The sequence below is a fragment of the Sphingomonas beigongshangi genome, from assembly GCF_016820445.1.
Taxonomy (GTDB): domain Bacteria; phylum Pseudomonadota; class Alphaproteobacteria; order Sphingomonadales; family Sphingomonadaceae; genus Sphingomonas; species Sphingomonas beigongshangi.
Map to the genome: position 1 here is coordinate 218,446 of NZ_JADHDT010000003.1, position 24,277 is coordinate 242,722.

Annotated in this window: 20 protein-coding genes, 1 tRNA gene and 1 pseudogene; 10 read left to right on the top strand and 12 right to left on the bottom strand. The window is 66.9% G+C overall.

Annotated elements, in window-relative coordinates; translation table 11 throughout:
* Nucleotides 1–107 precede the first annotated feature (107 nt).
* From purC to purQ, 3 genes are read left to right on the top strand one after another with little or no spacing between them, the layout of a single operon-like run.
* Nucleotides 108–887, top strand: coding sequence for a phosphoribosylaminoimidazolesuccinocarboxamide synthase (purC, locus tag IQ292_RS06880; RefSeq protein WP_203309573.1), 780 nt, complete (start codon nucleotides 108–110; stop codon nucleotides 885–887).
* A gap of 17 nt (nucleotides 888–904) precedes the next feature.
* The gene (gene purS / locus IQ292_RS06885) at nucleotides 905–1,135 is read left to right on the top strand and encodes a phosphoribosylformylglycinamidine synthase subunit PurS (protein ID WP_203309574.1); all 231 of its coding nucleotides are present in this window, start codon (nucleotides 905–907) and stop codon (nucleotides 1,133–1,135) included.
* A 1-nt stretch (nucleotide 1,136) separates the two neighbouring features.
* Nucleotides 1,137–1,805, top strand: a complete 669-nt coding sequence (gene purQ, locus IQ292_RS06890; RefSeq protein ID WP_203309575.1) for a phosphoribosylformylglycinamidine synthase subunit PurQ — start codon at nucleotides 1,137–1,139, stop codon at nucleotides 1,803–1,805.
* Nucleotides 1,806–1,820: 15 nt separating this feature from the next.
* On the opposite strand, the gene IQ292_RS06895 is transcribed toward purQ, so the two are convergent.
* Complete coding sequence (locus IQ292_RS06895; RefSeq protein WP_203309576.1) at nucleotides 1,821–2,561, bottom strand: queuosine precursor transporter; 741 nt, start codon at nucleotides 2,559–2,561, stop codon at nucleotides 1,821–1,823.
* A 61-nt stretch (nucleotides 2,562–2,622) separates the two neighbouring features.
* On the opposite strand from IQ292_RS06895, the gene IQ292_RS06900 reads away from it, so the two are divergent.
* Nucleotides 2,623–2,699, top strand: a tRNA-Arg gene (locus IQ292_RS06900).
* Between the two features lie 178 nt (nucleotides 2,700–2,877).
* Here IQ292_RS06900 and IQ292_RS06905 read toward each other — a convergent pair.
* Together IQ292_RS06905 and IQ292_RS06910 are read right to left on the bottom strand one after the other, a co-directional pair.
* Nucleotides 2,878–3,708, bottom strand: a complete 831-nt coding sequence (locus IQ292_RS06905) for a 23S rRNA (adenine(2030)-N(6))-methyltransferase RlmJ (RefSeq protein WP_203309577.1) — start codon at nucleotides 3,706–3,708, stop codon at nucleotides 2,878–2,880.
* Between the two features lie 220 nt (nucleotides 3,709–3,928).
* Nucleotides 3,929–4,249 (bottom strand): hypothetical protein, encoded by a 321-nt coding sequence (locus IQ292_RS06910; RefSeq protein ID WP_203309578.1) that lies wholly within the window; start codon nucleotides 4,247–4,249, stop codon nucleotides 3,929–3,931.
* A 232-nt stretch (nucleotides 4,250–4,481) separates the two neighbouring features.
* On the opposite strand from IQ292_RS06910, the gene IQ292_RS06915 reads away from it, so the two are divergent.
* From IQ292_RS06915 to IQ292_RS06935, 5 genes are all read left to right on the top strand, one after another.
* Nucleotides 4,482–5,696, top strand: coding sequence for a cysteine desulfurase-like protein (locus tag IQ292_RS06915; RefSeq protein ID WP_203309579.1), 1,215 nt, complete (start codon nucleotides 4,482–4,484; stop codon nucleotides 5,694–5,696).
* 216 nt (nucleotides 5,697–5,912) lie between these two features.
* On the top strand, nucleotides 5,913–6,803 hold the full coding sequence (locus IQ292_RS06920; RefSeq protein WP_203309580.1) for an alpha/beta hydrolase: 891 nt from the start codon (nucleotides 5,913–5,915) through the stop codon (nucleotides 6,801–6,803).
* A gap of 211 nt (nucleotides 6,804–7,014) precedes the next feature.
* Nucleotides 7,015–8,718, top strand: a complete 1,704-nt coding sequence (locus tag IQ292_RS06925) for a PAS domain-containing protein (protein ID WP_238940874.1) — start codon at nucleotides 7,015–7,017, stop codon at nucleotides 8,716–8,718.
* A gap of 68 nt (nucleotides 8,719–8,786) precedes the next feature.
* A complete protein-coding gene (uvsE, locus tag IQ292_RS06930) occupies nucleotides 8,787–9,950 on the top strand; it encodes a UV DNA damage repair endonuclease UvsE (RefSeq protein ID WP_238940875.1) in 1,164 nt (387 codons plus the stop codon).
* 273 nt (nucleotides 9,951–10,223) lie between these two features.
* Nucleotides 10,224–12,293 carry a M13 family metallopeptidase gene (locus IQ292_RS06935; RefSeq protein WP_238940876.1) on the top strand — a complete coding sequence of 690 codons (2,070 nt, stop codon included), beginning with the start codon at nucleotides 10,224–10,226 and terminating at the stop codon, nucleotides 12,291–12,293.
* Nucleotides 12,294–12,489: 196 nt separating this feature from the next.
* Here the strand turns inward: IQ292_RS06935 and IQ292_RS06940 are convergent, their stop codons facing one another.
* The 5 genes and pseudogenes from IQ292_RS06940 to IQ292_RS06960 form a co-directional block, all read right to left on the bottom strand.
* The gene (locus tag IQ292_RS06940) at nucleotides 12,490–13,827 is read right to left on the bottom strand and encodes a glycoside hydrolase 5 family protein (RefSeq protein WP_203309581.1); all 1,338 of its coding nucleotides are present in this window, start codon (nucleotides 13,825–13,827) and stop codon (nucleotides 12,490–12,492) included.
* A 2-nt stretch (nucleotides 13,828–13,829) separates the two neighbouring features.
* A complete protein-coding gene (locus IQ292_RS17780; protein WP_203309582.1) occupies nucleotides 13,830–14,327 on the bottom strand; it encodes a glycosyl hydrolase in 498 nt (165 codons plus the stop codon).
* Between the two features lie 91 nt (nucleotides 14,328–14,418).
* Nucleotides 14,419–14,841: pseudogene (locus IQ292_RS17885) on the bottom strand (glycosyl hydrolase); the annotation flags it as partial.
* A gap of 22 nt (nucleotides 14,842–14,863) precedes the next feature.
* Nucleotides 14,864–17,350 carry a glycoside hydrolase family 3 protein gene (locus IQ292_RS06955; protein ID WP_203309723.1) on the bottom strand — a complete coding sequence of 829 codons (2,487 nt, stop codon included), beginning with the start codon at nucleotides 17,348–17,350 and terminating at the stop codon, nucleotides 14,864–14,866.
* 445 nt (nucleotides 17,351–17,795) lie between these two features.
* Nucleotides 17,796–18,827, bottom strand: coding sequence for a cupin-like domain-containing protein (locus IQ292_RS06960; protein ID WP_338057602.1), 1,032 nt, complete (start codon nucleotides 18,825–18,827; stop codon nucleotides 17,796–17,798).
* A gap of 136 nt (nucleotides 18,828–18,963) precedes the next feature.
* On the opposite strand from IQ292_RS06960, the gene IQ292_RS06965 reads away from it, so the two are divergent.
* Complete coding sequence (locus IQ292_RS06965) at nucleotides 18,964–20,091, top strand: SGNH/GDSL hydrolase family protein (RefSeq protein ID WP_203309583.1); 1,128 nt, start codon at nucleotides 18,964–18,966, stop codon at nucleotides 20,089–20,091.
* Between the two features lie 244 nt (nucleotides 20,092–20,335).
* Here the strand turns inward: IQ292_RS06965 and guaA are convergent, their stop codons facing one another.
* From guaA to IQ292_RS06985, 4 genes are all read right to left on the bottom strand, one after another.
* Nucleotides 20,336–21,892 (bottom strand): glutamine-hydrolyzing GMP synthase, encoded by a 1,557-nt coding sequence (gene guaA / locus IQ292_RS06970; RefSeq protein WP_203309584.1) that lies wholly within the window; start codon nucleotides 21,890–21,892, stop codon nucleotides 20,336–20,338.
* A gap of 26 nt (nucleotides 21,893–21,918) precedes the next feature.
* A complete protein-coding gene (locus IQ292_RS06975; protein ID WP_203309585.1) occupies nucleotides 21,919–22,365 on the bottom strand; it encodes a hypothetical protein in 447 nt (148 codons plus the stop codon).
* 128 nt (nucleotides 22,366–22,493) lie between these two features.
* On the bottom strand, nucleotides 22,494–22,916 hold the full coding sequence (gene rplQ, locus IQ292_RS06980; protein ID WP_203309586.1) for a 50S ribosomal protein L17: 423 nt from the start codon (nucleotides 22,914–22,916) through the stop codon (nucleotides 22,494–22,496).
* Nucleotides 22,917–23,175: 259 nt separating this feature from the next.
* Nucleotides 23,176–24,243, bottom strand: coding sequence for a DNA-directed RNA polymerase subunit alpha (locus IQ292_RS06985; protein ID WP_203309587.1), 1,068 nt, complete (start codon nucleotides 24,241–24,243; stop codon nucleotides 23,176–23,178).
* Between the last annotated feature and the right edge of the window lie 34 nt (nucleotides 24,244–24,277).

Here is a 24,277-nt window from a genome sequence, read left to right on the forward strand (position 1 = left end):
GCCAAAGATTGCACCCCCGCCCCCCTTCCCCTATAGGCGCCATCGATCCTGCCCCGGCCGCGTCAAGGGCGTCGCCGGGGCTCACCGTTTCCAGGGGACAACCGCACATGGCTCGCCGCCGCCAGATCTACGAGGGCAAGGCCAAGATCCTCTACGAGGGGCCCGAGCCGGGCACGCTGATCCAGTATTTCAAGGATGACGCCACCGCGTTCAACGCCCAGAAGAAGGGCACGATCAACGGCAAGGGCGTGCTCAACAACCGGATCAGCGAGCATGTCTTCACCCTGCTCGACGCGATCGGCGTGCCGACGCATTTCATCCGCCGCCTCAACATGCGCGAGCAGCTGATCCGGCAGGTCGAGATCGTGCCGATCGAGGTCGTCGTGCGCAATGTCGCGGCGGGGTCGCTGTCGAAGCGGCTGGGGATCGAGGAGGGTACTAAGCTCCCCCGCACGATCATCGAATATTATTACAAGGACGACGCGCTCGGCGATCCGATGATCACCGACGAGCATATCGCCGCGTTTGGCTGGGCGAGCCAGGAGGAGATGCACGACATCGCCGACCTTGCGATCCGCGTGAACGACTTCCTGACCGGCCTGTTCGCGGGCATCGGCATCCGCCTGGTCGACTTCAAGCTCGAGTTCGGCCGGATCTGGGACAACGACTATGGCCGGATCATCCTGGCTGACGAGATCAGCCCGGACGGCTGCCGGCTGTGGGACATGACGAGCGGCGAGAAGCTCGACAAGGACCGTTTCCGCCGCGACCTGGGCGGCGAGGCGGAGGCCTATCAGGAGGTCGCGAGGCGGCTGGGCCTGATGCCAGAGGGTGAGGATTCGGCGGTGCTCGATCTCGACTCCCACCGCAAGCGGCGTGGCAAGTAAAGGCTGGGGTGAGTAAGATGAAGCTGCGTATCTTCGTGACGCTGAAGCCCGGCGTGCTCGACCCCCAGGGCCGGGCGATCCACCACGCGCTCGGCAGCCTGGGCTTCGAGGGCGTCGAGGACGTCCGCGCGGGCAAGATGTTCGAGCTCGAGGTCGCCGACTCGACGACCGACGAGGCGATCGACGGCATGTGCCGCCAGCTGCTTGCCAACACCGTGATCGAGAATTTCCGGGTGGAGCGCGCCTGACATGAAGACCGCCGTCATCGTCTTTCCGGGATCGAATTGCGACCGTGACCTCGCCGTCGCGCTGGAGGCGGTGACCGGGGTCAAGCCCATGATGGTGTGGCATGCCGACACCGAGCTGCCGCAGGGTATCGGCTTTGTCGCCGTGCCTGGCGGCTTCTCCTATGGCGATTACCTGCGGTCCGGGGCGATCGCGGCCCGTTCGCCGATCATGCGCGCGGTCGTCGAGCAGGCGGGCCGCGGCTTGCCGGTCTTCGGCGTCTGCAACGGCTTTCAGGTGCTGACCGAGGCGGGGCTGCTGCCCGGCGCGTTGATGCGCAACGCCGGGCTCAATTTCGTGTGCCGCGACGTCGCTCTGACGGTCGACAATGCGCAGACCGCCTTCACCAGCCGCTACGACGCAGGCGAGACGCTGTCCGTGCCGGTCGCGCACCATGACGGCAATTATTTCGCGGATGCCGAGACGCTGGATCGGCTCGAGGGCGAAGGCCGCGTCGCCTTCCGCTACGGCGAGGCGGTCAACGGCTCGGCGCGGAACATCGCGGGGATCGTCAACACCGCCGGCAATGTGCTCGGCATGATGCCGCATCCGGAGCGCAAGATCGAGACCGCGCATGGCGGCACGGACGGACGTCGCCTCTTCGAGGGCGTGCTGGAAACGGTCGGCGCGTAAGTCGCCGCGGCGCGATCAAAGCCGTGTGCGGAACGGCGAGAAGTTGGTGCCGCGGTCGAACACATCGACCCCCTCGGCTCGCTTCAGCCAGCCGACCACGGCATAGGTGACGGGCGTAAGCAGCACCTCCCAGCCCACCTTGAGCGCCCATTGCGTGAACAGCACGGTGACGACCAGCGCCGGCGTCCAGCCTTCGGCGCCCAGGAATGCGAGCGGGTAGAAGATCAAGCTGTCCACGCCCTCCCCCACCACGGTCGAGCCGATCGTGCGGGTCCAGAGGTGGCGCCCCTCCGTCCACAGCTTCATCCGCGCCATGACGTAGGAATTGACGAACTCGCCCGCCCAGAACGCACAAACACTGGCAAAGACGATCCGCGGCACCTGGCCGAAGATCGTTTCATACGCTGCCTGGTTGGTCCAGGACGGCGCGGGCGGCAGCGCGACGACGACATAGGCCATGAATGCCATGAACACGACCGCGGCGAAGCCAGCCCAGATGACCCGACGCGCCCGGGCATAGCCGTAGACCTCGGTCAGCACGTCGCCGATCACGTAGCTGACGGGAAAGAACAGGATGCCGGCGCCGAACGGCCAGTCGCCGACGACGGGCAGGTGCACCACCGCGACCTTGCCCGCCCCGATCACGTTGGACAGGAGCAGCAGCGCGACGAACGCGGCCATGACGAAGTCGTAGTAGCGAAATGCCGCCCCCTGCATGGCGGCGGCATCGACGGGGCGTTCGACGGACTGGATCATGACCCCTGCACCATATCGCTGTTCCGCTGCCGCACAATCCGCGCTAATCGCATTCCCGCGCGCGCCCGTAGCTCAGTTGGATAGAGCACGAGCCTTCTAAGCTTGGGGCCGCTGGTTCGAATCCAGCCGGGCGCGCCATTTTCGTCCGTGTGCGGTCCATGCCGACCAGCACCGGCAGCGGCGCCTACCGGGAGCGCCGGGCTCCCCACCCGTAATGCATGCGCGCCGGGAGTCCGGCGGATCCGGCCCACGATCCGGCGCGGTCAACGCAAGCGGCAGCACATCGCCGGGGAAAGCCCCCTGCCCGCGCTTCGCCCTACCGGTTCAGCCAATCGGTCGTGATCGCGCCGTTATGGCCCTCTGGTGCCAGCACGGCGCGCAGGGCCTCCAGCAACGGAGGCAGCGTCTGGACGAAGGCATAGGGCGGATTGATGATGAACAGGCCGGCGCCGTTATAGATGCCGGGCTGATCCTGGTCGTACAGCCAATGCTCCACCGTGAGGAACTTGGGGATGGCGAGCCTGCGCATCTGCTCCTTCCACCGCCCATGCGTCATGCGCTCCTTCAACGGATACCAGATCACGGTCACGCCATGGCCCCACTTACGGTGTGCGGCGCCAAGGGTGGCGGTGATCCGTTCGCGCTCATCCGTCTGCTCGTACGGCGGGTCGACGACGACGACGCCCCGCGCGGTACGGGGCGGGACCATCGCCAGCCAGAACTCGTAGGCGTCGCGCTGGTGCACGGCAGCGGACGTACCGCGCATCGCCCCGCGCAGCGTGTAGGCGTCTTCCGGATGCTTTTCGTTGAGGATCAGGGAGTCCTGCGGGCGCAGACACTGCGCGAGAATGCGCGGTGATCCGGGGTAGAGCCTCGGCTCGTCGCCGACGTTGACCGCCCGGACGGCGGCACGATAGTCATCCAGAAGCGGGTTGCGATCGGCCGCTGCCCGCAGCACGCCTTGCACGGATTCGCCCGTGCGTTGGGCCTCATCACCCTGGAGATCGTACAGGCCGCAACCGGCATGGGTGTCGATCAGCGTCAACCCGCCCTGCTTTTGCTGCAACGCGCGGACGAGCTCGATCAACAGGCAATGCTTGACGACATCGGCACTGTTGCCCGCATGAAAGGAATGGCGATAATTCACGTCAGCTCCAGGTTCCGAAAAACGAAATCAGCCGCATCGCGCCCGTCCCGATAACGCCCGCTGCGAGACGCCTTTACGCGACGCGGCATGGCCAGCCATGCGCTGGCAGCGTCACCGAGATTCGATCTGCCCCGGGTCACGTGCAGGCGGAATACCGATCCTGGGCCGATCGGGCCGGACTCCACCGTCGCGCGCGGCGCGATCCGCCGATCCTGCCGGGTCAATTGCCGTCCGCATCGACCATGAAGACCACCGGCTTGCCCCGCGACATGGGCTCCCAACCCGCCGCCAGGGCGGCCCGCACGCAGCGCGAAATCGTGGCGTCATCCAGCTGCAGGCGACCGCGCGGCAAACCCTTCAATAGCCGCTTGGGAGGCGGAAACTGCACCCATGCCTCGCGTTGCGCGTCGCGCTCGAGAAGGGCGATCGTCATCCCCTTCCATCCCTCGTCGTCCGACTGATGCGGCTCGCGCTGGAGGTGCCAATCATAGGTGGCGCCATCGACAAGGACGGCGCCGCCGTTGCTTTGCGTTTTCGACATGGCGGCGCCCTTAGCACGCCGGCCGCGTCAGAACACAGGTCTGTGCCGGAACGGCTGACGGACGCGCGATGTGGATCGATAGCGCATCTTCGCCGGCGCCTCGACCCGCCGCCGCCAGTGCGGCATGCTGGGCGCGAGTGCGCACGGCCCTGCCGACCGGCCATGGCCCCTGCCGGCCCGCCTCGCCGGCATGCGCTTGCGCGGCGGCGTCGGGTGTTGGACACATCGTGACATGACCTTTCCCATCGACGCCGTCCGGGCGCGCTTTCCCGCGCTCGACCATCGTGCCTTCTTCGACGCGCCCGGAGGAACGCAGGTCTGCGCGGCGGCAATCGAGCGCATGGTCGCGCACCTTAACACCGGCACCGCCAATGCGGGTGGCGCCTTCGCGACATCGCGTGCGGTCGATCGGCTGAGCGAAGAGGCTCACCAGGCGATGGCCGATCTGCTCGGCGGTCGTGCCGAGGAGATCGCCTTCGGACCCAATATGACGTCGCTGACGTTCGCGGTATCGCGCGCGTTGGCGAGACACTGGTCGGCCGGCGACAATCTCATCGTGACCAGGCTCGATCATGACGCCAATGTCGCCCCCTGGCTGGCGGTCGCGGCGGACCGCGGCATGGACATCCGCTGGCTCGACTTCGATCCGGACAGCGGCCGGCTGCTGCTGGAGGCGTTGCCGGACCTGCTCGACGCGCGCACGCGACTGGTGGCGATCGGGGCGGCGAGCAACGCGCTCGGAACGCTGAACGACATAGCCGCGGCCACGGCCATCGTGCGACAGCATGCGGACGCCATGGTCTATGTCGATGCGGTACAATCGGTTCCGCACGTCGCCACCGACGTGACGGCGATCGGATGCGACCTGCTCGCCTGTTCGCCGTACAAGTTCTTCGGTCCGCACCAGGGCGTGCTCTGGGGCCGCGCGACCTTGCTGGACCAGATCCAGGCGTACAAGGTTCGCCCGGCCGGCACGGATGGCGCGCATCGCTTCGAAACGGGCACGCCCTCGTTCGAAGGTCAGGCCGGCGTACTCGGCACCATCGACTATCTGGAATGGCTCGGGCGCCAGATCGATCCCCTCGCCAACAGTCGCCGCTCCCGCCTGCTCGCGGCGATGGCGGCGAGCGTCGACTATGAGCGAATGCTCGGCGAGCGGCTGCTCGCCGGCCTGGCGCGCATCCCCGGCCTGCGGCTGTATGGGCCGCCGACCATGGACGGACGCGTCCCGACCTTCGCCTTCACTGTGGCGGGACATAGCCCCGCCGCGATCGCGCGCCATCTCGCGGCACGCGACATCTTCGCCTGGGCGGGACATTTCTACGCCGTCGAGGCCATCCGCCGCCTGGGCCTCGACGATCAGGGCGGGCTCGTTCGCGTGGGGCTCTGCCACTACAGCACCGCCGACGAGGTGGACCGGCTGGTCGAGGCGCTGGAGGAACTCTGAGCGTCGCGGATCGGCGTCGCCGCGAGCGGGTCACCCTGCCCCGCCATCGCTTGTCCCGGTTCCGAACGGCAGCGCCAATCCCCCGGGCCGGCACGGCCGGGTGGGCGTGACGGCCGGTACCGCTCCCACGTAAGTGGATCAGACTCTAGCCAACGGGCGCGAACCGCCGCATGAAAGCGTCCCCGGCAGTCAGCTTTCGGAACGGAGCGAGGCGTTATGTGGTTGAGATTGCTCGCTGCGGCGCTTCTGGCGGCGGCCACGCCCGCCGTCCTTCGTGCCGACGATCCCGCCCCCGCGAAGCCGCCGGTCCTCAAGGCTATACCGCTTTGGCCGAACGGCGCGCCTGGCTCCAAAGCCAGACGTAGCGAGCCGGAGATCGCGCGGGATTATTGGGTGCGCAACATCCACGATCCCTCGCTGATCGCGTTTCCGGCCGATCCCGCACACCGGAGCGGCGCCGCTATCATCATCTTTCCGGGCGGCGGTCACCGCCTGCTCGTCTGGACCAACGAAGGGACGAAGGTCGCGACGGCGCTCAACCGCATGGGTGTCACCGCCTTCGTGGTGAAGTATCGGCTCGCGAACGAACCGGGTTCCACCTATACGGTCGCCGGCGACGCGGCGGACGATGCGCGTCGCGCGGTGCGGTGGGTTCGTGCGCATGCGGCGGACTATGGCATCGATCCGACCCGTGTGGGCATAATGGGATTTTCCGCCGGCGGCGAGCTGGTCTCTCTCATCGCGGACAATCCGGAACCCGCGGGAAGGCCGGTGACCGACGCCACGGACCGGTTGAGCGCGCGACCCGACTTCCAGATCCTCGTGTTCCCAGGGCCGGTCGGCCTGCCGGCCAGCGACGCCTCGCACGCACCGCCCGCCTTCATCACGGCCGGATCGCTGGACCAATGTTGTGCCGCACCCTCCGTCGCCCTGTATCAGCAGCTGCGTGAGGCGCACGTGTCCGCCGAACTGCACATGTATGCCGGCGCGGACCATGCCTTCAACCTGGACGAGTCCAACCGCATTTCGATCCTCCATTGGCCGGATCGCCTGGCGGACTGGCTTGCCGACGAAGGGTGGCTCGATGGGAGCGCGCGCAGGCGATAGACCGGCGCCCCGGCGGGGCCTGCCCCTGCGGGAGTCGGACCGGAGAAACACAGGATCGCGATGAGATGCGCGCGGACCGGCGGCGCTGATGCGGCGGAACGACAGGCGCCCCGACACCGATGAAACGCATGACCAGCCGTGCTGGCGAAGGACCCGAACGCGCCTCCGGAATGTTTGCAAGCCGTAAGCTGCCGACAGACGGGAGAAGACGTTGACCGGCCAAGACATGGAAAAGCTTGCCGACGCCGGGGGCCAAAGCACCGGCACGCCGGCCGAGGGCAGCATGGATGTCGGGGCGCGGGAGCCGATCGAGACCTCCGGCATACATCACTGGCAGGAAGCGACGATCACCGAACCGGGTCTCGATGCGCGCGGCAACGTCTTCTTCGCCGCAATCGAGATGACGCGGATGCCGATGGTCATCACCGACCCGCATCAGGACGACAACCCCATCGTCTTCGCCAACAACGCCTTCCTCGATCTGACGCTGTACGAAAAGGAAGAAGTGGTCGGCCGCAACTGTCGCTTTCTGCAGGGCGCGCAGACCGACCGGGGCGAGGTGGCCAAGCTGCGGGAGGCCATCGAGGCCGAGGATTCGATCGCGCTCGAACTGCTCAACTACAAGCGGGACGGCACGCCTTTCTGGAACGCGGTATTCATCGGTCCCATCCACGACGCGTCGGGCAAGCTCCTTTACTTCTTCGCCAGCCAAATCGACGTGACCCGCCGCCGCGAGAGCGAGAAGACGCTGCTCCAGACGCAGAAGATGGAAGCCGTGGGTCAGTTGACCGCCGGGCTGGCGCATGATTTCAACAATCTGCTCCAGGTCGTGAACGGCAACCTCGAACTGGCCGCGGCGCGCGTTGAGGACGATCGGATCAGCCGCTATATCCAAAGCGCCCGCACGGCGGCCGAAAAGGGCGCCAAGCTGACGGGCCAGCTGCTCGCCTTCGCCCGCAAGTCGCGTCTCGATCCGCGACCGGTCGACGTGAATGCCACCATCCATGGCTTCTGCGACGTCCTCGAAAGTTCGCTCGGCAAGCAGACGGAGCTGCAGCTGACCCTGAGGCGTGGCCTGCCCCGGGCTGTATTGGATCCCGAGCAGTTCGAAATGGCGGTCCTGAACATCGCGATCAACGCGCGCGATGCAATGCCGAACGGCGGTCTGATCGAGATCGTGACCAGCAAGCTGCTGCTCGACGGGGACGCATCGTCACGCGAACTCTCGCCGGGGGAATATGTCGTCGTGGAGGTCCGCGACCAGGGCCAGGGCATGCCGCCCCATGTCGCGGAACGCGCCACCGAACCTTTCTTCACCACGAAGGGCCAGGGCAAGGGTACAGGCCTCGGCCTGGCCATGACGTCCGGTTTCGTCCAGCAGTCGCGGGGCCGGCTGGAGATCGACAGCAAGGCCGGCCAGGGCACGACGGTCCGCCTGCTGTTTCCCTCGGCGACCGATGGAGCCCCCGACAAGCCCGTCGCCTCCCTCCCGCCGGTCTCCGCTCAGGCGGACGGCGATCGAGCTGGTGCGCATATCCTCGTCGTGGAAGACAGCACCGAAGTGCTCGCGCTGGCGCGGGAGATATTGGAGGGGGTCGGCTATCGCGTATCGACCGCCGAGACCGGAAAGGCGGCGCTCGAACTCTTCGAATCGCTGCCGTCGGGGGCGCTGGACCTTCTGTTCACCGATCTGATCATGCCGGGCGGTATCAATGGCATCGTCCTTGCCGGAGAGATCGCCCGACGTGCGCCCGATCTGCCCGTCCTGATGACGACAGGCTATAACGAGGAACTGGTGGCCGAAGGCCCGATGCGCGCCGGTCTGGATGTCCTCGGCAAGCCCTATCGGCGAAGCGACCTGCTCGATCGCGTCAGGCAGGCGCTCAATCGCGGCATCCTCGCCCGCGACGACTGACAGGTGTCTTCGCGCACCGATCATGGCCTCATCACGGGCCTGCCCCGCCCACGGTACAGGGTACACGCATGACCAGCACGAACCGTCCCTTGCGTCTCGGCTTTCCCGTCAAGGTAATGGGAAGACCGGACCTGAAAAGCCAGGACAGCCGGCGGTGGCAGAAGAACCCGCACCTGAAATGCTCGCTCGAACTTCTCGATAGCGTGCTCGACTACCTCAAGTCCGAGAAGCTCGACATGTACCGGATGTCGTCCGACATCGCGCCCTACGCCACGCATCCGGACATGCCGCAGTTCCATTCGATGGTGGCGGACAGCGACGCCGAACTTCGCGCCTTCGGAGCAAAGGCGAGGCAGTACGACATCCGCCTATCGTTTCATCCGTCGCAATATGTGCTGCTCAATGCGCCCAATCCGGCGCTGACAAAGAAGAGCATCTGGGACCTGTCGAGCCAGGCCGAGATGCTGGACCGCATGGGCCTGGACGACGAAGCCGTGGTCGTCACGCACGTCGGCGGTGTCTACGACGATCACGCGGCAAGCCGCGCGCGCTGGATCGAAGGTTGGGAACAATGCCCCGAGCACGTCAAGCGGCGACTCGTCCTCGAAAACGACGACACGCGTTTCTCGGCGGCCGACGTGCTGTGGATTCACGAGCGCACCGGCGTCCGGCTCATCTTCGACTATCAGCATATGTGGTGCCTCAACCCCGAGCGGCTCGACATGCGCGAAACGCTGGAGCGCTTCCTGGCGACTTGGCCCGACGGCGTACGTCCCAAGATCCATTTCTCGTCGCCACGCACCGAATTACGAGAGATCAAACAGAAGATCACGCCGAAGGCTCGCGCCGCGGCGAAATCCGGAACCGCCAAGACCCGAAAGGGCGAGCTGCTGAAGGCGCCGGTGAAGGCCGCCGCACGTGTGAAGACGGTGCTGCGACCGCCGATCTGGACGGGCCATGCCGACTTTACCAATCCTTTCGAGTTCGCCACCTTCATGCGCATGGCGGAGGGACTGGTTTTCGACGTGATGATGGAGGGCAAGTCCAAGGATCTCAGCCTGCTGCGCCTGCGCCCGGATCTGCTGCGTTTCGCCCCCGATGTAGCGGCACGGTTCGGGATCACGGACGAGGATGCCGCTGCCTTCGCCGCCGACGAGGCCAGGCTGGACCATGGCGTCGATGCCGAGGCGGAAGCGGACGTCGACGAAGGTGCGCTTGCCGGAACAGCATAGCACCGCCGGTCGATGCCTGACGATCGCGGCCATATCTCACGGTGCGGCGGCGCGAGGACTGGCGCCCCCGGACGATGCGCCCCCGCAGAACGAACGCTTTCCACAACAGGGCCCAAAGCCTCCGCGCCTGCCGGCAGACGAACCGGCATAAGAACGGACGACGCCAAGGCTCCGCTTGCCGAGAGTGATTGCGTTTTTAAACAGCATCTTACGTCTAGCGGCCCGCGATCATTCGCGTAAGGTGGCCTGACCTTTGGATGGAGAGATGGCTTGATGTTGAAGCAACTGACGTTCGTTGCCCTGCTCGGGGCCTCGTCGCTCAGCATGTCTGCCACCGGGCAGGTGACCCGCGCGACGGCTGCCGAGCGTCAGGATAGCACGCAGCCCGAACGCTATGGAAGCTGGGGCTTCGACACCAGCGGCATGGATCGCAGCGTCAAGCCCGGTGATGATTGGTTCCGTTTCGTCAACGGCGCCTGGGCGGCACGCACGCAGATTCCCGCCGACCGGTCCTCCTACGGTGCATTCGCCGTGTTGCGGGACATCTCCGAACAGCGGCTGCGAAGCCTGATTTCCGGCTATGGGGCCGCCGATACGGCGCATCCCGATCGCATGAAGGCCGCGATCCTCTACGCCGATTATATGGACGCGGCGACGGCGGATCGCCTGGACGCCGCGCCGTTGGTCCAGCGTCTCGCCCCGGTCAAGGCCGCCGCATCGAAGGCCGACATCGCGGGGCTGATGGGCCGATCGCTGGGCGGATTCGGGGCGAGCTTCTTCGCGCCCGGCATCAATGACGATGCAAAGCAGCCCGATATCTACGCGCTCTACCTGCGCCAGTCCGGCCTCGGGCTGGGGGACCGTGACCTCTACCTCGACCCCAAGTTCGCGCCACAGGTCGCACGATACCGGCAATATGTCGCGGAGATGCTGACCTTCGCCGGTTGGCCCGACCCGGCGGCGTCGGCAGATGCGGTCGTGGCGATGGAGACCCGGCTCGCGTCGGCGCACTGGACGCGGGCGCAGAGCCGCGACCGCGACAAGACCTATAATCCGATGACGCTGGCGCAGCTGACGGCACAGGCGCCGGGCTTCGCATGGCCGACCTTCTTCAAGGCTGCGGGTATCGATTCCGCTGACCGAGTCATCGTCGCGCAGAACACCGCCTTCCCCGGTATCGCCAAGGTGTTCACCGACACGGATTTGTCGACGCTCAAGGCGTGGGAAGCATTTCGCATCGCGGACGATATGGCGCCGCTATTGTCGAAGCGCTTCGTCGACGCGCATTTCGATTTCCGCTCCAAGTTCCTGAACGGCCAGCCGCAGCAGCGCGAACGCTGGAAGCGTGCCGTCGCCTTCACCGAGAACGGCATCGGCGAGGGGATCGGCCGCGATTATGTCGCGCTCTATTTCCCGCCCGAATCCAAGGCGAAGATGGATCGGCTCGTCGGCAATCTGCGCGTGGCGCTGGCCGGCCGGATTCGCAATCTGACCTGGATGGGCACGGCGACCAAGGCGCAGGCACTCGACAAGCTGCAGGGGTTCAACGTCAAGATCGGCTATCCCGACAAATGGCGCGATTACACCGCGCTGCAGGTCAGGCCCCACGATCTCGTCGGCAATGCCGAGGCGGCGCAGCGGTTCGAATGGGACTATCGGCGTCGCCGCATCGGCAATCCGGTCGATAAGGCGGAATGGGGCATGACGCCGCAGACGGTCAACGCCTATTACAACTCGGTCAAGAACGAGATCGTCTTCCCGGCCGCGATCCTTCAGCCGCCCTTCTTCGATCCGAAGGCCGATGATGCCGTGAACTACGGCGGCATCGGCGGCGTCATCGGCCACGAGATCAGCCACGGCTTCGACGACCAGGGTCGCAAGTCGGACGGACATGGCGTGCTACGCGACTGGTGGACCGCAGAGGATGCGACCAAATTCGAGGCGCAGGCCAGCCGCCTCGGTGGCCAATACGAGGCCTATAGCTTCGATGGGCTGCCCGGCATCCACATCAACGGCCGCGCCTCGATGGGTGAGAATATCGGCGATCTGGGCGGCGTGCTGATCGCGCTCGACGCCTACCACAATTCGCTCGGCGGCAAGCCCGCGCCCGTCATCGACGGGTTCACCGGCGACCAGCGGTTCTTCCTCGGCTGGGGGCAGGTGTGGCGGACGCTGTTCCGCAACGAAGCGCTTCGCCAGCAACTTGTTAGCGATCCGCACTCGCCGGGTCAGATCCGCGCGGTCAATCCGCTGCGCAACGTCGATGCGTGGTATGCGGCCTGGAACATCGACCCCAGCCAGAAACAGTATCTCGCACCCGAGGATCGGGTCCGGATCTGGTAAGCTATCGCTGGCGATCACGCTCCTCGATCCCCGCGACGACGCGCGGGGTGACGGGGGTGGGCTAATGTACGATCCAGCAAGGCTGGATCGCCGAGGTTCCGGCCTTCGCCCCGCCGGACGCCCATTCAGGTTTCGCCGCGTGGTTGGCCGCGTGGGGGTGACGGCCTGCACCGATCCCACGCAGGTGGAGCGACCTCTAAGCCGTCATGCGCGCGACCGCGGCGGCATGGTCGGCGACCAGCCGTACGGTCGTGTCCCCGGTGAAGATGCCGTACCACCCCTGCGGCTCGTGCGGGGGATCGCCCATGTACTGGAGGTCGCCGGGCCGGAAGCGGAAGTCGGGATGCTGGGCGCGCGCCTCGCCGTTCCAGGCCCAGAAGTTGGTGCCGGCGATGGGACCGCCAGAGGCCATGTCCTGCTCTACGGCGGCGTAGATCAGGCCGTAGAAGCGGTCCTTGTAGCGCGTCGACACGGCAGGATCGTCGCTGCCGCCGTCGCGGGGATATCCGAATTCCTCGATGATCAGCGGTTTGTCCAGCGTCCGCGCAAAGCCAACGTGCCGGGCGATATAGTCGTGGGTCAGCGCCTCGCCATTGGCGAAGGTGTTCGCCAGATCGGCCTGACGCACCCAATCCCAGTTGTTGGGCCAGATGTGCGCGGTCAGATAGTCGATCTCCGCGATCCCATGTTCGCCGAGCACGATGTCGGCACGTTCGAGGCATCCCTTCAGCCCCTCCGACCCGGTGCAGACGAGATGGTTGCGGTCGAGCGACTTGATCAGTCGCGCCGTGCCCTGCACCCAGGCATAGAAGGCCGGCAGATCGGCGTGAGCCACGTCGCCCGCCGGACGCGGCTCGTTGGCGAGCTGCCAGGCCATGATCGTCGGATCATCGGCATAGGCCTGTCCCGTCACGCCATTGGTGCGGCCGACCAATGCGCGCACCCAGTCATGGTAGAGGCCGACCGCGCGATCGTTGCCATAGAACTGCGCATTGAAGTTCGCGAATGCCGGCCATGGATGCGCCGGATCGTTGTTGTTTATGAAATTGCCGCCGTTTACGTATGATAGATAGGTCATCATGCCGCCGGACCATTCCCAGAAATTGGTCAGATAGAGCACGGCGCGCATGTTGCGTTTCGCCATTTCGGCAAGTGCGAAATCGAGTCCGCCGAGCAACGTCTGGTTCCAGTTCGATCCCGGCCCGCGGAACCCCGGCGTGATCGCGTTGCGCAGCGGACCTTCCTCAGCCGAAGCGAGGATGCGCAGGTTCGTGACCCCCATGGCCTTCAGCGCATCGAGCTCGCGCATCAGGCGCGCGCGATTGCCGTAGGCGGCGTCCGCGCCGAGATAGGCGGCATACCAGATGTTCGCACCCGCGAAGCGATAGCGGCGCCCGCCCGCCATCAAGCGCATGCCGTCGCGGCGCACGAAATCACGCCTCTCCCGCCCCGCGCCTCCCGCACCCATCGTGGTGCAGCCGGCCAGCAGCGCCGCGCTGCCCAGCAACGCCCGGCGGTCGATCGTCGCGTCCATCGTCATCCTTCCACTGTTGCTTGGCGACGCGCGGCGACCTCGTCGAGCGTCAGGTAGCGTTCCGCGTTATAGGCCGCGCGCAGGCCGGCGGCGGTATTCTGGTCGGGCGCCTTCAGCCAGCGTGTGTGCCAGGTCATGAACCATAGCCAGTCGGCGTCTGGCCCAAGGGTTGCGGGATCGGGGATCGGGCCGTTCTCGTGCAGGCAGATCGGCAGCGTGTCGCCCACGATGCGCTTCACCGCGGCGAACATCGGTGCAAGATTGTCGTGATCGTCGACATAGATGTCCGCCCCCGCGACATCGACCATTGTCCGGCCGGGAAAGTATCGCGGATCGACGTTCTGCCCCGCCCAACCGAGCACCCAGATCAGGTGATCGAGCCGATGGTGCGTACGATAACGGTCGTACATCGTCCGCCACAGCGCGCGGAACGCGTCGGGTCCGTGCTTGCCCCACCAGAACCAGTCGCCGCTGAATTCGTGAAACGGACGCCACAGCACGGGAACGCCGCGGTCGCGGAGCCACGCCAGCTCCCCCCGCCACCGCGTCCATCTGCGCGATCATCAGCCGGTGCTGCGCCGTGCCGGGCTTCAGCGCGGCGGCGACATCGAAGTCGCGTTTCGCATTCTCATAGCCCGTACCGATGTCCGGCGCGCCCCAGTGCCAGCAGAGCGTGACGACGCCACCGCGGCGATGCCAATCGAGGGCACGCTCGCGGACTCCCTTCCAGTCGGCGGGATCGATATAGTCCAGGCCCAGCAGCGCCGGCAGACGTCCCGTGGTCTGCTCTATATAGGCCAGTTCATCGCGCGACCCGCCGGGGCTTTCCTGCTGTCCGGTCAGCGTGCGCCGTCCGTAGAGCGACCACAACCAGGCATAGAGGGCCCGCGCCGGCCCGGCGGCGGCCGGATTGGACAGGCGCGGCGCGACAGCGGCTTCGAGCGCTCGCGGCAACAGCGCGCAGGCGGCGCCGCCGCCGATCGCGTGGCGCCGCGTCAGATCCGGCATCGACATCGCCCCAGCCCCTTCCCGTCGCCTATCGCGTGCCGCAGCTGACCGGCCCCGGAGGCGCACTCGCCACGCGCACCGATGATATGTCGAGGCCAAGCCGCCCGCTGGTGGCGACGATCCACGGTCTGGTCACCTGCCCCATGGCCACGCCGGCATCGGCGAAACAATGCAGCGGCACCGCCAATTGCCGCCACGCGCCGAGTTCGCCCCTGAGCGCCCCGGTGATCGGAACGGACGCAGGCTTGCCGCCTTCCATGCCCAGCGTCACCTCCGCCGTCGGCGCCTGCGTGACGCGATAGTCGAGTAGAAGGCTGAGCTGCCCGTTCGATTCCCGCGTCAGGTCGATCCCGCGCGACTCCTCGATCATCACGCGCGCATCACCGCCGCCCGCGAAAGCGAAGCGCAGGCTGTCTTCCTGCGCATTGCGGTCGACGCGGGTCTGCCGCACCGGTCCCGCCGTCGCAAGCCGGGCGCCAGCGACGACCCGCCCGCGAACGAACAGCGCGTTCTGGTCGACCACGCCGCCCGCCGGCCGCGTCTCGCTGAGCACAGGCAGCTGCGCACCCTTGGCGTAGGTCAGGCCGTAACCGATGGGAAACAGCGGGTCGTAGCCTGGGTCCCGCCGGTTGAGCACATATTGGTCCAGCCGCTTCGGCCACGAGTAGCTCAGCGTACCATGGAAGTCATAGCGCGGCTTGCCGTCGGGGCGGGCGATCAGCACGTCGGCGATGCCGCCGCCCTCCGTACCCGGCAGGAAGGCAGCGACGAACGCATCGGCGGCGTTGATCTCCGCGTTCACCCACAGGGGGCGGCCGGACAGGAACACCGCCACGACGGGGATTCCGGCCGCCTTCAGCCGCTTGAGCAGCGCGAGGTCGGATTTGTCTTCGGGGCTATATTCCAACGTCGGCCGGTCGCCGGTGAATTCGGCATAAGGCGTCTCGCCGAACACGACGATCGCGGCATCGGGGCGTGTCGCATAGCGGCCGTCGGCCGTGAGCGTCGCCTTGCCCCCGCCAGCGCGCACCGCGGCGTCGATCCCCGACCAGATCGACTGGCCGTTGGGGAAATTGGCGTTGGTGACACCGGTGCCCTGCCAGGTGATCGACCAGCCCCCCGATTGCTGCCCGATATCGTCGGCGCCGCGCCCCGCGACGAGGATGTTCGCCCCCGGCTTCAGCGGGAGGACGCTGCCGTTGTTCTTGAGCAGCACGAGCGACTCGCGCACCGCCTGGCGGGCTATCGCGCGATGGTCCGGCGCGCCGAGCAACTCGAACCGCCCCGAATAGGGGCGCGACGACGGCCGTCCTGCCTCGAACGTCCCGGCCAGCAGCTTGACGCGCAGGATGCGCCGAACCGCATCGTCGAGCCGTGCCGCGGGGATCGTGCCGTCCCGTGCCTCGCGCAGGGTGTTGGCGTAGAGCTCTTTCCACTTGGCGCCCGAATACATGAACATGTCGAGGCCCGCGTTGATCGCGGCGGCACAATCCTCGTTGGTGCAGCCCGGAACCTGGCCATGCGCGTTCCAGTCGCCGATCGCGAACCCGTCGAAGCCCATCCGCTGCTTGAGCACGCCGGTCAGCAGGCTCGCATTGCCCGTCATCTTCGTCCCGTTCCAGCTCGAGAAGCTGGGCATGACGGTGAGCGCACCGGCGACGAGACCGCTGCGATAGCCGGCGGCATGGACGTCGCGCAGCACCTCTTCGGATACGCGCGTGTCGCCCTGATCGCGCCCGCCCGTGCCGCCGTCGCCGAGGAAATGCTTGATCGAGGAGATGACGTGGCCGGGCCGCATGAAGTCGCCGCCCACGGTGCCCTGGATTCCCTCCACCATCTTGCCGGCATAGGCCTCGACGATGGCGGGATCTTCCGAATAGCTTTCGTAGGTGCGGCCCCAGCGGTCGTCCTGCACGACGGCCACCGTCGGCGCGAAACTCCAGTCGATACCCGTTGCCGCCGTCTCCGCCGCCGTCGCCGCGCCGATCTTGCGGATCAGTTCCGGATCGCGTGCCGCTCCGAGGCCGATGTTGTGCGGAAACAGCGTCGCACCGACGATGTTGTTAGCGCCGTGTACCGCATCCGTGCCCCAGATCACCGGAACGACGGGCCGTCCGTCGCTCCGCTTCACCGATGCGTCCCAATAAGCGTCGAACAGCTTGAGCCATTCCGGGGCCGGCGCGAATTCGTCGTTGTTCGGTGCGGAATTGCCACCGTTGAGGATCGAGCCGAGCTTGTACGTCTCAAGGTCCTTCGGGGTGATGGAGGCGATGTCGACCTGGATCAGCTGGCCGACCTTGTCCTCGATGCTCATCCGGGACAGCAGCGCATCGATCCGTGCCTCGATCTTCGGATCACGTTGGCGCCTGAGCTGCAGCTTGGGCCACAGGTCGGGATGCGCCAGCGCGGACGAGGCCGCGGACGCACGCGCGTCGCTCCCCTTGGGCGCCTGCTGGCCAGCGGCCCCCGTCGCGAGCACGGTCGCGACGGCCAGCGCCGCCAGCCCGTTCGACATCCCCATCCCTACTCTCCCTTGCGGATTTGCGCCTTGTCTGCCGAGCGCAGCGAGGAGCTGTCAAGAAAACGCAGTGCGAATTGGGTTTTCTCAAGATCGGTCGCGCGGTCGCGTGCGAATACGCAGCAGAACTCCGCGCCTGGCGCCCAAGCAAAGGGACAAAAGACACGATTCCGGTCTCTGGCCAATCCGATCAGGAGCCAGCAGTTTCTAGGTAAGATACGGAGACATGACCATGGCTCCTGCCGGATCGTGGCTGCCGCGGGCAACCCGCGAACCGGGAGGAGGGAGAGGTACGGAAACGCTGTTTACCAAGGCCGGGGCACTGCCGGAGGGGCCCGCCGTCGGTGCAAGCGGGGCACATCCTGTGGCGGGGTCGGCGGCGGGCCTTGGCGCACGATCCGGCACGGCCGCATCGGGACCGCCCTGACCGGCTTGCCGCAGGTCAGCTACCCCCGAGCATGCGACGCAGGAAGCCGCGTATTCGCGCGTCGCGGTCCGGGCCGGGCGGCCCCAGAACGCTGCGCGCGGATGGCGGAAGATGGTCCGCCGCGCCCCGCGCGCCCTCGCCGAAGACATAATGATCGAACCAAGCGCGAAACGCGGCGCGCTCGCTCGCGGGACGATCACGGATAGCGAGGATCCCGTGGACCAGGACCGCGAACGGCGCATCCGGCGTACCCACCGTCCACCAATAGTTGACCAGCACGTTGAGCGGGCCGGTGGCACGGATTTCGTGCCACCACATCGCCGGGATGAAGATCGCGTCGCCAGGTGACAGGTCGGCGACCTGCGCCGCCTCCTGCGCCACCCGGAACAGCGGATAGCGGGCATGATCGGGCTGCTCCAGATCGACCATGCTGGTCGGCTGGCCCGCCATCGTCGCGTCGAAAGGCCCGATATACAGGTTGCCGACTTGATCGGGTGGGAAGAGGACGACCCGGCGCCGCCCCGCAACCACGGCGGCGACATTGTCGGACATGTCGAAATGGGCCGAGACGCGGCTGCCGTTGCCGATCCACAGCCGTGCCGTCGCCTCGGCGGCGGGCGACGGCAGCGGCAGGCGATGGTCGCGGGTCCAGCCGGGAAAATGCTCGTCGGCGGCATTCGCACCGGCATAGAGCGCCGGCGGTGTCGGATCGGTCGCCGTCGCCAGCAGCGCATCGAGCAGCGCGGGCAACAACACCTGCCCCCGCTCGAAATTGTAACCCGCCATGTCGTCGCGGTAGAAGAAGCGTCCGCCGATCGCCGGTGACCCCGCGAACAGACCGAGCGGCCGGCCGCCATCGTAGCCGCGCAGCAGCCCGGCCAGCGTGTCGCTTCCCGCCTTCGCCGCGGCGACGGCGGGCCAGTCGGCGACCAGCCCCCGCATCACCACCGGCCGCGCCTCTGCGATCAGTGCGTCGAAATCACCGGCGGCGAGCGGCGACGCCACCTCGCGTAGCTTCGGCGCAACCGCGATCCAATCGTCAACCACTTACGAACTCGCGATAATTTCCGCCTCCCGAAGCTTGGCAGCGGCAACCGCAAAAGCAAATCATTTTGTTTACGATTGTCCGCCCCCCGGTCCGCCGCTTAGGCTCCAACGGAGGCGAAGACCGGAGGTGGCGACGATGGATATCCGAACAGGCCGGCGCATGCTGATGCTTGCGATCAGCCTCGCCGCGACCGGCGCGGACGATCGTCCCGATCTGCCGCCCGGCATAACGGCCGTGGCCGCCGGCCTGCCGGCGGGACGACCGCTATCGCTCCGGGTCGGAGGCCGCGTCGTGGCGGAGGGGGCGGGCTTTCGCCGCCAATGGCCGGGCAGCTATGCGGAGGCGCGCTTCCACGGTCCGGCCGTATCGCTAGCGGTCGGGCCAGGCGACGTCTCGCTGCGCGTCACCATCGACGGGAACCCTCCGCTGGCATTGGTCCGCCCCGCACCAGGCCTCTATCGCATCGCCACTCCGGGCGAGCGCGACCACGACATCCGGATCCAGGTCGTCAGCGAAAGCCAGGCCGGCGCGACCAGCATCGCCGGCCTCTATGCGCCGGTCGGCACGACGCCGCTCGCACCCCCGCCGCCGCGCACGCGGCAGATCGAGTTCATCGGCGACTCGCACACCGTCGGCTATGGCAACACCTCGGCCCGGAACGATTGCACGCAGGATCAGGTCTGGGCGACCACCGACACCGCGCAGGGGCCCGCAGGCACGCTGGCCGCTCATTATGGTGCGGATTATCAGGTCGACGCGATCTCCGGCCGCGGCATCGTGCGCAATTACGATGGTTTCGCCGCGCCGACGGTGCCGCAGGCCTATCCCTTCGCCTTGCTGGACGGCAAGACCCCGGACCGCACCGCCGGCTGGCGGCCGCAGCTGGTCGTGATCGGGCTCGGCACCAACGATTTCTCCACCAAGCTGAAGCCGGGCGAGCGCTGGACGACCCGCGAGGCGCTCCACGCCGACTATGAGCGCGGCTATGTCGCCTTCGTCCGGCAGCTGCGCCGCCGATATCCGGGTGCGTTCGTGCTGTTGTGGGCGACCGACCTCGCCGATGGCGAGATCGCGCGGGAGGCGGAACGGGTCGCCGCCGCGCTTCGACGCGACGGCGATCGCCGCGTCGCCTTCGTGCCGGTCGCCGGCCTCCGCTTCGCCGGCTGTCACAGCCACCCCGATGTCGCCGACGATCGTGCCATCGCCGCCGCGCTGGGCAAGGTGATCGACGCGCAACCCGACGTCTGGCCTATTCGTCGGTGATCGCGCTGCCGCTCGCGCCGGCCGCGGCACAGAACGACGTCGTCCGGCGTCACGGTCTCGGGCGAGCGCGTTGCACCGGCGTGCGTTTGCCATGGAGTTCACATGCGTGGCAGCGGTGCCGCCCCCGCCCACCCGGATCGCCCCTCAGGCCCGCGCCTCCCTGTCGGACCCGCTCGGCGATCCGATCTAGAGGGGATCAGGCACGGGCTGTCCGTCGCGCCGGATCCGCCGAACCCCGAGCGGATCATTCCCACTCGATCGTGCCGGGCGGCTTGCTCGTGTAATCGTAGACGACGCGGTTGACGCCCTTCACCTCGTTGACGATCCGCGTCGCGACGCGCGGCAGGAAGTCGCTCGGAAAGTCGAACACGTCCGCCGTCATGCCGTCGGTCGAGGTGACCGCGCGCAGCGCCAGGACGCTGTCATAGGTCCGTCCGTCCCCCATTACGCCGACGGTCCGCACCGGCAGCAACACCGCGAAGGCCTGCCAGATCGCGTCGTAGAGACCCGCCGCACGGATTTCCTCGAGATAGATGGCGTCCGCCTTGCGCAGGATATCGCACCGCTCGCGCGTCACCTCGCCCGGGATGCGGATCGCGAGGCCCGGTCCGGGGAACGGATGGCGACCGACGAACACGTCCGGCAGCCCCAGTTCGCGGCCGAGCACCCGCACCTCGTCCTTGAACAATTCGCGCAAGGGCTCGACGAGCTTCATGTTCATCCGCTCTGGCAGGCCGCCGACATTGTGGTGACTCTTGATCGTCACCGACGGACCGCCGGTGAAGCTGACGCTTTCGATCACGTCCGGATAGAGCGTGCCCTGCGCCAGGAACTCCGCCCCGCCGATTTTCTTCGCCTCCGCCTCGAACACGTCGATGAAGGTCTTGCCGATGAACTTGCGCTTGGCCTCGGGATCGGTGACGCCGGCCAGACCGTCCATGAACAGGTCCTGCGCCTGCACGTGAACGAGCGGGATGTTGTAATGGCCGCGGAAGAGGCTGACGACCTGTTCGGCCTCTCCGGCCCGCAGGATGCCGCCGTCGACGAAGACGCAGGTCAGCTGGTCGCCGATCGCCTCGTGGATCAGCAGCGCGGCAACCGACGAATCGACGCCGCCGGACAGGCCGCAGATCACCTTGGCACTGCCGACCTGCTCGCGGATCTCGGCGATCTTGGCGCTGCGAAATTCCGCCATCGTCCAATCGCCCTTCAGGCCGCAGACGTGGCGCGCGAAATTGGCGATCAGCTTGCCGCCGTCGGGGGTGTGGACGACCTCCGGATGGAACTGGACACCATAGAAGCGCCGCGCCTCGTCCGCGACGACGGCGAAGGGCGCGCCTTCCGACACGGCGACCGGGGCGAAGCCGGGCGCGAGCGAATCGACCTTGTCACCGTGGCTCATCCACACCTGGTGGCGCTCGCCCTCGGCCCACAGGCCGTCGAACAGCGCACAGGGCGCCGTCACGTCGACGAACGCCTTGCCGAATTCACCACCATCGCCCGAAACGACGACGTTGCCGCCCAGCTGCGCGCTCATCACCTGCTGGCCGTAGCAGATGCCGAGAATGGGAATACCCGCCTCGAAGAAGCGCTGCGGCGCGCGCGGACTGTTCTCCGCGGTCACCGAAGCCGGGCCGCCCGACAGGATGATGCCCGCAGGCCGCATACGCTCGAACGCCGCATCCGCCGACTGGAAGGGGGCGATCTCCGAATAGACGCCCGCCTCTCGCACCCGACGCGCGATGAGCTGCGTGACCTGGCTGCCGAAATCGATGATGAGGATGCTGTCGCTGTGCTGCATGGCGCAGGCCTTAGCGGGCGAGCCCGTCAAGGCCAAGCCCGACCGGATCGAGCCCGAGGCGCCACTATTGCAATGCCCGGTGGCAGCTTCAGGATGAACGGCACGGTCGCAGGGGGCGGCAGATCGCCCGCCGTGACCGGCGTCTCCGGATCGTCGCCCGCCACCGTCGGACCGGAATGGCGCGATCGCGTCAGCGGAACCTCGCTCGCATCCGTTCTCGCCAGATCGAGGAAACGTGGATCCCGCCGGAGCTCGGGGGCGGAAGCTTCCTCTTCCTCCTTCAGGCCGGAGAGTTGCATGGCGAGCCCCGCCGCAACTGCGCCACCCAGCCGAGCCGGGGTGACTTTCGCCTGGTCGCGCGCCCATTTCAATTGCTCCGACGTCGGCGTCGAAATGGCCGTACGCTGCGGCCCCCGCCCGGTGCATGCCGTCAGGCTCAGTGCCACACCCGTCGTCACCACCCGTCGCCGCATCGTCCGCCCCCTACCCGCCATCCCGGTCATTAGAAAGGTTCAGACCTGACCGACCGATGAACACAACGAAAAGGGCGCGCCGTTGCCGACGCGCCCCTTCAATGGCGGATGCTCCGGGAGGATGCCGGTCAGGCGGCCTCGTCGAAGTCCTCGTCGTTCATCACCGGGCCCGAATCCTGGCCCTTGGCGGAGACGTCGCGATCGACGAATTCGATGATCGCCATCGGCGAGGCATCGCTGGCGCGGATGCCGGCCTTGATGATGCGGGTGTAGCCGCCGTTGCGATCCGCGTAGCGGGTCGCGAGAACGTCAAACAGCTTCACCAGCTGCGCGTCGTCGAGCAGGCGGGCGTGCGCGAGACGACGGTTCGACAGACCGCCCTTCTTCGCCAGCGTAACCAGCTTCTCGACGTAAGGGCGCAGTTCCTTCGCCTTGGCGACGGTGGTGGTGATCTGCTCATGCTTGATGAGCGCGGCCGACATGTTGCGGAACAGCGCAATACGATGGGCCGAGGTACGCTGCAGCTTACGGCCGCCGACGCGATGACGCATGATTCATTTCCTTCGTTCGTTAAGGGGCCGTGTCACGGAACCCCAGACCAGGCGGTGTTATAAAAAGGTCACCACCCATTACCTTTTAGAAAATCCCAAAAGTCGCACACTTTCGCATGCGCTTTCAGTGGCCGGGTGGCGGTGCGGCAGAGCCGCACCGGTCACGTCGAACGGGATCGGGTTGCGACTGCGTCGCTCCCCGACCCGTCGGCCGGGTCTGGCCCGTCTCCGACGCAAGCAAGCTTGCGCCGGTGCAGGCTCAGCCCATGATTTCCTGCTCGAGCTTCTTGGCCATTTCCTCGATATTCTCGGGCGGCCAGCCCGGGATTTCCATACCGAGGCGCAGGCCCATGGACGAGAGTACTTCCTTGATCTCGTTCAGCGACTTGCGACCGAAGTTCGGCGTACGCAGCATCTCGGCCTCGGTCTTGCCGACCAGATCGCCGATATAGATGATGTTGTCGTTCTTCAGACAGTTGGCCGAACGCACCGACAGTTCGAGCTCGTCGACCTTCTTGAGCAGGTAACGGTTGATCTGCTGCGTGTCGCCCGCGACCTCGCCACCCGTCGCCGGGACGGCGGCCTGGCCGACCGGAGCCGACGAACGCGTGATCGCCGAATCGTCGAAGTGCACGAACAGCGCCAGCTGGTCCTGCAGGATGCGGCCGGCATAGGCCACCGCGTCCTCGGGCGTGACGGTGCCGTCGGTCTCGATCGTCAGCGTCAGCTTGTCGTAATCGAGGTCCTGACCGACGCGGGTCGGGTCGACCTTGTACGACACCTGGCGCACCGGCGAGTAGAGCGCGTCGACCGGGATCAGGCCGATCGGCGCATCGGCCGGACGATTGGCGGTCGCCGGGACATAGCCCTTACCGATGTCGGCGGTCAGTTCCATGTTGAACGTCGCGCCTTCGTCGAGATGACAGATGACCAGCTCGGGGTTCATCACCTCAATATCGCCCGACACCGCGATGTCGCCCGCCTTCACCTCGGCCGGACCGGTGGCGGAAAGCTGGAGCCGCTTCGGGCCTTCGCCCTGCATGCGGATCGCGATCTGCTTGACGTTCAGGACGATGTCGGTGACGTCTTCGCGCACACCGGCCAGGCTGCTGAACTCGTGCAGCACGTTCTCGATCTTGATCGAGGTGACCGCCGCGCCTTGCAGCGACGACAGCAGCACGCGACGCAGCGCGTTGCCGAGCGTCAGGCCGAACCCGCGCTCCAGCGGCTCGGCGATGAAGGTCGCCTTGCGCTTGCCGTCGCCGGACTTTTTCTCAAGGCCGTTGGGCTTCTTCAGTTCCTGCCAGTTCTTTGCATTGACAGACAAGCTGTGTCCCCTGGAGTTGGGCCGACGGGGGAAA

Coding starts and splice junctions, on each gene's coding strand:
- purS (WP_203309574.1), top strand. CDS start 905: ATGAAGCTGCGTATCTTCGTGACGCTGAAGCCCGGCGTGCTCGACCCC.
- IQ292_RS06940 (WP_203309581.1), bottom strand. CDS start 13,827: ATGGACGCGACGATCGACCGCCGGGCGTTGCTGGGCAGCGCGGCGCTG.
- IQ292_RS06955 (WP_203309723.1), bottom strand. CDS start 17,350: ATGTCGAACGGGCTGGCGGCGCTGGCCGTCGCGACCGTGCTCGCGACG.
- IQ292_RS06895 (WP_203309576.1), bottom strand. CDS start 2,561: ATGATCCAGTCCGTCGAACGCCCCGTCGATGCCGCCGCCATGCAGGGG.
- IQ292_RS06915 (WP_203309579.1), top strand. CDS start 4,482: ATGACCTTTCCCATCGACGCCGTCCGGGCGCGCTTTCCCGCGCTCGAC.
- purC (WP_203309573.1), top strand. CDS start 108: ATGGCTCGCCGCCGCCAGATCTACGAGGGCAAGGCCAAGATCCTCTAC.
- purQ (WP_203309575.1), top strand. CDS start 1,137: ATGAAGACCGCCGTCATCGTCTTTCCGGGATCGAATTGCGACCGTGAC.
- IQ292_RS06920 (WP_203309580.1), top strand. CDS start 5,913: ATGTGGTTGAGATTGCTCGCTGCGGCGCTTCTGGCGGCGGCCACGCCC.
- IQ292_RS06935 (WP_238940876.1), top strand. CDS start 10,224: ATGTTGAAGCAACTGACGTTCGTTGCCCTGCTCGGGGCCTCGTCGCTC.
- IQ292_RS06910 (WP_203309578.1), bottom strand. CDS start 4,249: ATGTCGAAAACGCAAAGCAACGGCGGCGCCGTCCTTGTCGATGGCGCC.
- rplQ (WP_203309586.1), bottom strand. CDS start 22,916: ATGCGTCATCGCGTCGGCGGCCGTAAGCTGCAGCGTACCTCGGCCCAT.
- uvsE (WP_238940875.1), top strand. CDS start 8,787: ATGACCAGCACGAACCGTCCCTTGCGTCTCGGCTTTCCCGTCAAGGTA.
- IQ292_RS06975 (WP_203309585.1), bottom strand. CDS start 22,365: ATGCGGCGACGGGTGGTGACGACGGGTGTGGCACTGAGCCTGACGGCA.
- guaA (WP_203309584.1), bottom strand. CDS start 21,892: ATGCAGCACAGCGACAGCATCCTCATCATCGATTTCGGCAGCCAGGTC.
- IQ292_RS06965 (WP_203309583.1), top strand. CDS start 18,964: ATGGATATCCGAACAGGCCGGCGCATGCTGATGCTTGCGATCAGCCTC.